The following is a 9472-nucleotide window of genomic DNA, read 5'->3' as shown; positions in this document are numbered from 1 at the left end:
GTACGGCTGCCGGAGATCGTGCGCTGCGGCGGCCGACGCCGGGTTCCTGCCATGGGTTCGGATCACGTTCCTTTCGGTGCTACTGGGTGAAGTCGTGGGGTCCCGGCCGCCGGGGGGCGGGCCGGGGAGGCTCCCCGTACGGTTCCGGCCCCGGCCCGGCGCCGTACGGTCCGGGCCGGGGGCCCGCCTCGTACGCCGACGGCAGCGGGGGGACCCCGTACGGCCAGGGGGCAGGGTCGGAAAGGTACGGCGCCTGGGCCGGGTGGGAAAGATACGGTGCCGGGGCCGGGTGCGAGAGGTACGGTCCTGGATCCGGGTGGGGCACGTACGGTCCGGGGTCCGCGTAGGGCTCGTACGCCCCGTGAACCTGGCCGGCCGCGTACGGTCCGGGACTGGCGGCGGTCTCGTACGGTCCGGCGCTAGCGGCGGTCTCGTACGGCTCCTGCCGTGCGGCGCCCGCGTAGGGATGCGGTTCCGGCCGTGCGGGGGCCGTGGTGGGTTCGTCCCCGGTGGGGCCCGCGTCCGTCGGCGCCCGCAGGCTGCCGTAGCGCTCCATGCGCTGCCAGCGCAGGCGGGAGCCGGACACGGCGGTGAAGACGGACTGGATCACCACCAGGTACATGAGCTGCCGGTAGACGAGCTGCTGGAGCGGCAGGCTCCACAGCGGGCCGGGGCGTTCCCCGTCCAGACGGAACGCGTACAGGCCCATGCCGAGTTGCAGCAGCAGGAAGGCGAGCCACAGGCCGCTGATCCGGACCGGGTCCAGGAAGACCAGGCCGTACAGGGCGAAGATGTCCACGACCGGGGCGAGCAGGGGCAGCAGGATCTGGAAGAGCAGCAGGTAGACCAGGCCGCGGCGGCCCAGTTTGCCGGCCGCGCCGCGCTGCGCCAGCGCGCCGCGGTGCTTCCACATCGCCTGCAGGGTGCCGTAGCACCAGCGGTACCGCTGGCGCCACAGGGCGCCCAGTGACGCGGGCGCCTCGGTCCAGGCCACCGCGCCCCCCTCGTACACCACCCGCCAGCCGTCGCGGCAGAGCGCCATGGTGAGGTCGGTGTCCTCGGCGAGGGTGACGTCGCTGACGCCGCCGAGGGCCCGCAGCGCCTGGCGGCGGAACGCTCCGACCGCTCCGGGCACGGTCGGCATGCATTCGGCGAGGTCGAACAGGCGGCGGTCGAGGTTGAAGCCGACCACGTACTCGATGTGCTGCCAACGACCCAGCAGGCCCGAGCGGTTGATGACCTTGGCGTTGCCGGAGACCGCGCCCACGGCGGGGTCGGCGAAGGGCTGCACGAGCGTGTGGACGGTGTCGGTCTCGAAGACCGTGTCGCCGTCGACCATGACCACCAGGTCGCAGGAGGCCGCGGCGAGACCGGTGTTGAGCGCGGCCGGCTTGCCCCCGTTCTCCTGCCGGATCACCCGCACCCCCGGCAGCCGGAGCGACTCCACCAGGTCCGCGGTGCCGTCGGTGGAGCCGTCGTCCACCACGATGATCTCCACCGGGTGGTCCGAGGCGACCAGTGAGCGGACGGCCGCCTCGATCCCGGCGCTCTCGTTGTGGGCGGGGACGAGGACGCTGACGGGTTCGGTCACCGGCGGCCCCCAGGGCCGGCTCCGGCGCCCCGTGCGCTCGCGCCGGTGCCGGCGGGCCGCGATCACCACGACCACCGCGCGCAGCACGCTGAGCGCTCCGGCCGCGTACATCAGCACGCCCAGCAGCCATACGGCCCAGTCGCCGGCCTGCAGCACCGTGATGAGGGCCATCCCCTGGAGGTGGTCGCCGAGTCCGGCGCGCTGGACGGGGCCGGCCATGCGGACCGCGGCGCCGACCGTCTCGAACCGGAAGCCCTGTGCCTTCACCCGGGGGATCAGGCTCTTCAGCGCGGCGACCGTCTGGGAGCGGTCGCCGCCGCCGTCGTGCATCAGCAGGATCTGCCCGGCGTGCCCGTGCGGTGTCGCGTTCGCGACGACGCGGGCCGCGCCGGGGCGCTGCCAGTCCTCGGCGTCCTGGGTGGAGAGCACCGTGACATAGCCCGCCGCGTCCGCCTGCTTCAGCACGGACCAGTCGGCGTTGTTCACAGCGTCGTTCTCCGAGGAGTACGGCGGTCTCAGCAGCGCGGTCGTGACCCCGGCCGCGCCGGCCACCGCCAACTGGGTCTCGCGCAGTTCCAGGGAGCGCTGCCACGGGGCGAGGCGGGACAGGTCGGGGTGGGTGAACGTGTGGATGCCGAGCTGGTGGCCGTCGGCGACGATCCGGCGGACCAGTTCCGGGTGGGCCACGACCTCGGTGCCGACGACGAAGAAGGTCGCGTGCACATGGTCGCGGCGCAGCACGTCGAGGACGCGGGGCGTCCAGACGGGGTCGGGGCCGTCGTCGAAGGTCAGGGCGATGGTGCGGGCCTTCACCCGGGCGGTGTGCGCGGTGGTGGCGGCGTCCGCTATCACGGGGCCCCCGTGGACCACCTGGCTCGGCACCTTGTCGTCGCGGCCATGGGGGGCGGTCGCCTCGTCCGGCGTGATGCCGAACATGTGGTGGGTGTAGCCCTGGAGCAGGAGGGCGGTCGACAGGGTCACCACGAGCACGCTGAGCAGCAGCCAGTGGGTGCGGGGGGTGACCTGGCGGGGGTGGCTGTGCCGGCGGGGGGCGGCACTGCGGCGGGGGCGATCGGACACGTCTGGGCCTTGGGTCACTTCACGGGCTTGTGGGACGAGCCGAGGGCGCGGCCCTTGGAGGAGCGGGCGTGGGTGGAGCCGGAAGTGGTCGTCGTGGTCGGGGAAGTGCGGGTGGGCGCGGCGGCCGGGGGCGCGGCGGGGGCGGTCGTACGGCCGGTGGGGCCGGAGGTGGTCTGGCGTGCCGTGGTGCGGGAGTCCCGCCGCGCGGTGGTGCCGGCGCTTCCCGTGGAGTGGCCGGTGCCGGACGAGGAGTCGGAAGCGGTCGCCCGGGGTACGGCCGGGTGCGCGGCGTCCGGCTGGGGGACGAACGGGGAGCTGATGCTGGGGCCGCCCAGCATCGTGCCGATCAGCAGGGCGACGTAGCCGCCGGCCGGGATGACCAGCAGCCGGGCGGCACGGAGCACATGGCGCTGGCGGCGCCCTGAGGAGTCGACGAAGACGGGCCGCGCCGGCTCGGGCGCGGGCGTGTCCGGTCCCGGGTCGGGACGACCGGGGGCGTCGAACGCCGCCGGCGGCGCGGTGAGGACGTCACCGCGCGGGCGGTCCCAGGACTCCCAGGGCTCCGGGGGTGCTTGGGGCGGCTGGGGCTGCCAGGGCTCCGGGGGCGCGGTGGCGAAGGCCGGGCCGGCCGCGTGAAGAGGCATCACGGGGGCCTGTGGGACCGCTCCGGTCCCCTGGTCTCCGGGCCCCGGGTGCGTCCATTGCGCGTGCGGCGCCGGCTCCCAGGGCAGCGTGGACGTGTCGGTGGCGGCGCCGTAGCCGTACCCGTGGCCGGCGGCATAGGGCTGACCGGCGCCGTCGTACGGCTCCCCGCCGTACGCCCCGCCGCTTTGGTTCGTCCACTGCACGAGTCGTGTCCCCTGTCCTGGCCGACCGACATGGCCGTCCGCATGGAGAGAGCGCGCGTGGCCGAAAGTGTTACACCTCGGCCCCGCAGAACGGATCGAGCCGGCCAGAAGGGGGCGAAGGGTGTCAATCGTGCTAAAGCTGGGCGTAACTGCGGTCCCAGGCCGACACTCGCTTCACCACCGCGTCCCCGGACTCGGCCGTCCGCGCGTAGAACTCCGTCAGTTCCCGGTGGCCCGCCGCGAACGTGCGCCATGCCCCGGGCTCCCCGGTGACGCCGCCGTAGCGCGGCAGAAGCGCGTCGCGGGCGAGGAACCACAGCGTGTCGAAATCGGCCAGCATCAGGAACTCGGCCACGCGGCGGGCCTGGGCCGCCGTCAGCACCAGGAACGGCGGCTGGTGCGGGTCGGGGCGTCGGACCGGCCGGCCGCCGAGCACCACCTGGGCCTGGGGCCGGTCCTCGACACGGTGCGGGAAGGCGCCGACGTAGATGCGTTCCTGGTCCAGATAGCGCTCGTCCAGCACCTCCTCGCGGTACCGGCCGGCCCACTGCCGGGCGGCCCCCGAGCCGTCCCCGAACATTCGCTCGAGCCAGGTCGCACTGTTGCGCAGCGCCGGTGGCGGCACCGCTCGAAGACGTACGTACGCACTCATGCCACAAGGAGCGCACGGGGACACGGAAGCATCACGCGACCCGACGAACTCACGCCACCCGGAATCCCATGAGGGACCCGGCGCGGCTGAGGGACCCGGCACGGCGCCGCCCGGGTGCGGGTGCCACCTCCGCGGCCCGCGGCATCAGCAGCGACGGAGACGGTCGCTGTCCGCAGGACAGAGGCACCCGGGCACCTTCGCAGCCTGCGGGATCGGTGGCGAGGAGGACGGTCCGCCGTCCACGGACAGGCCGTACGGGAGCAGGCGCGGGCCACCGCCGCAGCCCGCGGGATCGCGGGATCGCCGCAAGAGGCAACCCTTCGCCGCCCCCGGACAGGACGTGTGGGGGGCGGCCGGAACCCGCGTGGATGGGGTTCCGGCCGCCCGCCGTCCCTCTCCGTGCCGCATCCGGGGGGAGTCAGTGCGGTACGGGGAGAGGTCCGGGGACCGGTGCCGGCACCGGACGAGCCGGTGCACCGGCCGGTCCCGCGCAGGCTCGGTACTCATGCAGCGCACGACCGGCCCGAAACGTCACCCGGCCGGGACGGCCCCGCCCCACGTCAGCGCCCGGTCACGCCGGGGCGCGCGCACCCGAGACGCTCCCCCCGCCACGTGAAGGGTTTCCGCTGCGTTGTGACACTTCTGTGCTGACGGACGCTGGTCACCATGGGGCCGTCGATGCGACGGGGGCGCGGGGGCCCGAAGGGACTCGTGATGAACCCGGTGCAAACGAGGACAGTCTTGGGCCAGGCACGGCAACCCCGTCGCGTACAGGCGTACGACGGCGAACTGGGCGCGGCGGTGGCGCGGGCGCAGGACGGCGACGAAAGCGCTTTCGCGGTCGCCTACCGGATCGTGCAGCCGGGCCTGCTCGGCTATCTGCACGGGCTGGTCGGCGACGACGCGGAGGACGTGGCGTCCGACGCCTGGCTGGAGATCAGCCGCGACCTGGGCCGTTTCAAGGGGGACGGGGCCGGGTTCCGCGGCTGGACGGCGACGATAGCCCGGCACCGGGCGCTGGACCATCTGCGCCGCCAGCGGGTACGGCCCCGGGCGGGAGGCACGGAACAGGACGTGCTCGATCTGCCCAGCTCGCACAGCACCCATGACCAGGCCCTGGAGTCGCTCTCCACGGAACGGGCGCTGGAGCTGGTGCGCGGTCTGCCGCGGGACCAGGCCGAGGCGGTCCTCCTCCGGGTCGTCGTGGGCCTCGACGGTCCCGCCGCGGCGCGCGTCCTCGGCAAGCGCCCGGGAGCGGTACGCACGGCCGCCCACCGCGGCCTGAAACGCCTCGCCTCTCAGCTCGGTCTCGGCAAGGGCCCGGACCGGGGTGTGACGGATGAGGCTCCCAGAACGCTGGGTGAGTCGACATGAACGACGGCGGCAGTGGGCCGGCGGACGGACGCCGGGGCCCCGGCGGGCCGAAGGACACAACAGGTCGGACCGGAACGGAAGCGGACATGGGTGAACGAATGAGCGGCGGCCTGGTTCCCGGCCGTCGGCATGCGCACCCCGGCAGCGCCGCGTCCGGGTCGCGGGACCACGACACCACCCTGCTGGAGACGGCGCTGGCCGCCGCCGTGCGCGTGCACGATCTCGACCCCGAGGCCGAGCAGCGCGCCCGGACCGCCTTCCGGGCCGCCCGTGACGCGGGCGCGCACCGGGCGCGCACCCGGCGGCGGGACGACTGGCGGCTGCCCGCGGCGCGGCGTGCCGGGCGCTCCGTGAGGATGACGCTCGGCGTGGTGTTCGCCAGCCTGACCCTGGGTGGCGTCGCGGTGGCCGCCATCGGTTCGGCCGTCTCGTCCTCGCACGGCGCCGGGGCGGGTCAGCGAACCTCTCACCCGCCGGCCGTCGCCCCGGCCCGGCCGGGTGACGCGACGTCGTCGGCGTCGTCCGGGGGCCACGGACCGGTGTACGGCAGGAACCCCGCCAAGAACACCGAGGCCCACTGTCACGCCTACGAGAAGGTCAAGGACCACGGCAACGCGCTCGGCGCGACGGCATGGCAGCAGCTCATCGCGGCCGCGGGCGGCAAGGACAGGGTCGCCGCCTACTGTTCGGATCAGCTCGCCCGGGCCGCGGCCACATCCGGCAAGTCGGGTAACACGGGCAAGTCGGGCGCAAGCGGCCACAGCAAGGGAACCTCCGCCTCCCGAAACTCCTCCAGCAGTACGGGGAGTGCGTCCCGGAAGGGTCGGACGAGCGGCGGCAAGGGCGGCGTGAAGCACAAGTAGCACTCTCCCGGTGCGGCGCGACCGCGCCTCGTCCGGCAAAGAGTTGGACAACAAGCCGGCGAGGCGGGTTTACGCCAACGGGTCGCGCCGGGCGCTCCGCGAGCCGCTCCGCGTCCACATGTGCGAGCGCAACCACGGGCCTTGGGGGCTGCCCCACGGCGGCCGGCGGCTCCGCGGCGGAGGTCGCGGACTTGCTCACACTTCCTCCACAAATGTCGAGCCGTCCGCTCCGGCGGATGCCGTGTGCTGCGCCCGCCGCGCGCTCCGGTCGGCCGAGGCGCCGGTGAAGTCGCGTTCGCAACAACGGTGGACGACGTCGGCGGCGGCCGGAAGTCACCCGCACTCGCCGGGCCGTCGGCGGCAGCCCGGAAACGGAAGCCGGGCGTGACCGGTCTCACCGGCGGCGGGCGGGTCATCGAGGAGGTGGGGAGCGTCCGTTGACCACGGCGGCGGTACGGTGTGCGGCAGCCGATCGCCTGTTCTGCGGTCGCTGACCAACTAGGGGGTTTCATGAAACACCGCCGCCCGCGCCACCGTCGCAGAGTGATCGCCCGAGCGGTCGGTACGGCGGGTGCGCTGGCCGTCGCCCTGGGCGCGGGTATGTCGCCGGCGATGGCCGCCGGGAAGACCACCGACAAGCCGACGGCCACCGGGGAGTCGCCCGACAAGAACGCGCCCTGGGCCCCCGAGAACGACGAGAAGACGCCCGAGCAGCACAAGGCGCTCCACCCCTCGGCGCTCTCGTCGAACCACGCGGGCACGTCCGGGCTCCAGCTCACGATGCCCGCGCCGAGCGGGCGCCACTCCGTGGGCATGGTCGGCCTGCACCTCGTCGACAAGCACCGCACGGACCCCTACGTGCCCGGCAACCAGCCGCGCGAGCTGATGGTCACGCTGTGGTATCCGGCCACCTCCACGTCCGGTCACTACCGGGCGCCGTGGATGCCGTCGATATCCGGCGCGCACTTCCTCGCCACGCGCGGACTCTCGCCGCAGATGGTGACCCTGCCGACGACCGCGGGCCATGTCCTCGCCCCGGTGAACAGCAATCTGGGCAAGCTGCCCGTGCTGCTGTACTCGACCGGCCTGCACTCGGACCGCGCCATGGGCACCCAGTTCGCCCAGGATCTCGCCAGCCGCGGCTACCTCGTCGTGACCGTCGACCACACGCACGACGCCAACGAGGTGCAGTTCCCCGGGAACCGGCTCGAGGTGAACGCGATGCCGGCGGGGGCCCACTCCTCCGACACGCTGAAGGTGCGCGCGGCCGACATCAAGTTCGTCATCGACTCGCTCGGCACGCTGAGCAAGGGCGGCAACCCGGACGCCGGCAAGGCCACCCTGCCCACCGGGCTGACGCAGGCCGTGGACATGTCCCGCATCGGGATGTTCGGCTGGTCGCTGGGGGGCGCGGCGGTCGACACCGCCATGCAGCTCGACCACCGCATCGCCGCCGGCGCCAACCTGGACGGCCAGTTCTTCGGCTCGGCGCCGAGCAAGGACCTCGACCGTCCGTTCATGCTCTTCAGCTCCGGCACCCACAACCGCAACAACGACGGTTCGTGGCGGACGCTGTGGCCGCACCTGAAGGGCTACCGGGTCGACGTCCAGCTCCATGGCGCGGCGCACCTGTCGTTCAGCGACAACGAGTGGATGGTGGCGCAGGAGGCGGGGCTGCTCGGGCTCTCCCAGGACCAGTTGCAGCAGCAGTACGGCACGATCGACCCGGACCGCGCGGTCAAGGTCCAGCGTGACTACCTGGCCGCCTTCTTCGACCAGACGCTGCGCAAGCAGCACAGCACTCTGCTCGACGGCCCGAACAAGAGCTACCCGGAGATCTCCTTCGTCAGGTGACCAGGAGTCCGAGGGGCGGGCCCGGCATACCGGACCCGCCCTCCGGTTGTGGCTGAATCACACTTATGTGGTCCCAAACGCTCTCACGACACAGGGACAAAAGTGTGATGGTTATGTAATCCCGCGCAGCTAGAGTGTTCGCTTGATCGAACGCTCGTGCGCTCGGCGCCATTTGAGAGAGGATCCCCTGCCCTGCCCACCGCCAACCGGGCGCCGCGCCGACACCGCATCCGCCGCCGCGCCGATATGCCGCTGCTCGGCGGGGTCCGCCCGCCGATCGCCTCGCTCGTGCTGCTGCTGCTGGTGGTCGCCGCCCTGACCGTGATCGGCCTCGGCGACGTCCACGCCGAACGGGTCCCCCAGGCCGTGCTCAACGGGGAACAGCAGATCGCCGCGGACACCGCGCTGTCGGTGCGGACCACGATCGACGTCGAGGCGAACAGGGTCCGCCGTACCGCCGACGCCTATCCGGCGACCGGCACTTCGACCCCCGCGACCGCGCTCAAGGCGCTGACGTCGGCCAGAACGGCGGTCCTCGGCAGCGCGCTGCTCGACCCGCACTCCGGCAGGCTGCTCGCGGCCGGCGGCAAGCCGGTCGCGCTGTCCGGGGTGAACGCCTCCCAGTTGACGTCCGGCAACAACACGATCCCGCCCCGGCTGATGACGGCCGGTGGCACGCGGGAACTGCTGTATTTCGCCAAGGTCACCCTGCCCGCGCAGAAGGTGGACGCCAACCAGGACCAGTACCAGGCCCCGAGCCGCACCGAGCGGCAGTGGCTGCTGGTGGTCTCCGAGGCGCTCCCCACCCTCACCACGTACGGCGACGGACGCACCACCGAGGTGCTGGACGCGAGCGGCAAGGCGCTCGTCACCGCGGCCCACGGCACGGCGTCGCCGGCCGCGGCCGACAGCGCTCTGCCCACCCAGGCGGCCAGTGCGGCGAGCGGGTCGGGGCAGCGCACCGACGCCTCGGGGAGCCTGCTGGGCGCCGCCACGGGCGGCCGGCGCACGGTGGCCGGCTGGGCCCAGGTCGCCTCGGCGACCGGTCCCGGCGACACCGACGGCCTCGGCCTGACGGTGCTCACCTCCCGCGCGGTGCCCGCCACGACCGCCGCCGCCGACTACTCCGGCTTCGCGCTGAAGGCCGCCGCGGCACTGGCCGCCCTCGCGCTGCTGCTCGGACTGGCGCTGCACTTCGCCGTGCAGCAGC

Annotated in this window: 6 protein-coding genes and 1 pseudogene; 4 read left to right on the top strand and 3 right to left on the bottom strand. The window is 73.5% G+C overall.

All coding sequences use genetic code 11. From position 1 onward, the window contains the following. Window positions 1–79: 79 nt before the first annotated feature. The 3 genes from ACWEN3_RS33610 to ACWEN3_RS33600 form a co-directional block, all read right to left on the bottom strand. Window positions 80–2671: a polysaccharide deacetylase family protein gene (locus ACWEN3_RS33610; protein WP_452978619.1), complete on the bottom strand. Its 2592-nt coding sequence runs from the start codon at window positions 2669–2671 to the stop codon at window positions 80–82. A 14-nt stretch (window positions 2672–2685) separates the two neighbouring features. After that, the gene (locus ACWEN3_RS33605; protein ID WP_452978617.1) at window positions 2686–3519 is read right to left on the bottom strand and encodes a hypothetical protein; all 834 of its coding nucleotides are present in this window, start codon (window positions 3517–3519) and stop codon (window positions 2686–2688) included. 133 nt (window positions 3520–3652) lie between these two features. Beyond that, window positions 3653–4171, bottom strand: coding sequence for a DUF1877 family protein (locus ACWEN3_RS33600; protein WP_452978614.1), 519 nt, complete (start codon window positions 4169–4171; stop codon window positions 3653–3655). A gap of 741 nt (window positions 4172–4912) precedes the next feature. On the opposite strand from ACWEN3_RS33600, the gene ACWEN3_RS33595 reads away from it, so the two are divergent. The 4 genes and pseudogenes from ACWEN3_RS33595 to ACWEN3_RS33580 form a co-directional block, all read left to right on the top strand. Further along, complete coding sequence (locus ACWEN3_RS33595; RefSeq protein ID WP_452978611.1) at window positions 4913–5545, top strand: RNA polymerase sigma factor; 633 nt, start codon at window positions 4913–4915, stop codon at window positions 5543–5545. 86 nt (window positions 5546–5631) lie between these two features. Then, window positions 5632–6408 (top strand): hypothetical protein, encoded by a 777-nt coding sequence (locus ACWEN3_RS33590; protein ID WP_452978609.1) that lies wholly within the window; start codon window positions 5632–5634, stop codon window positions 6406–6408. 543 nt (window positions 6409–6951) lie between these two features. Further along, complete coding sequence (locus ACWEN3_RS33585) at window positions 6952–8262, top strand: alpha/beta hydrolase family protein (RefSeq protein ID WP_452978607.1); 1311 nt, start codon at window positions 6952–6954, stop codon at window positions 8260–8262. A gap of 246 nt (window positions 8263–8508) precedes the next feature. Next, window positions 8509–9472: pseudogene (locus ACWEN3_RS33580) on the top strand (HAMP domain-containing protein); the annotation flags it as partial.

Source organism: Streptomyces sp. NPDC004561 (assembly GCF_053602155.1).
This window is presented reverse-complemented; position numbering and strand designations above follow the sequence as displayed.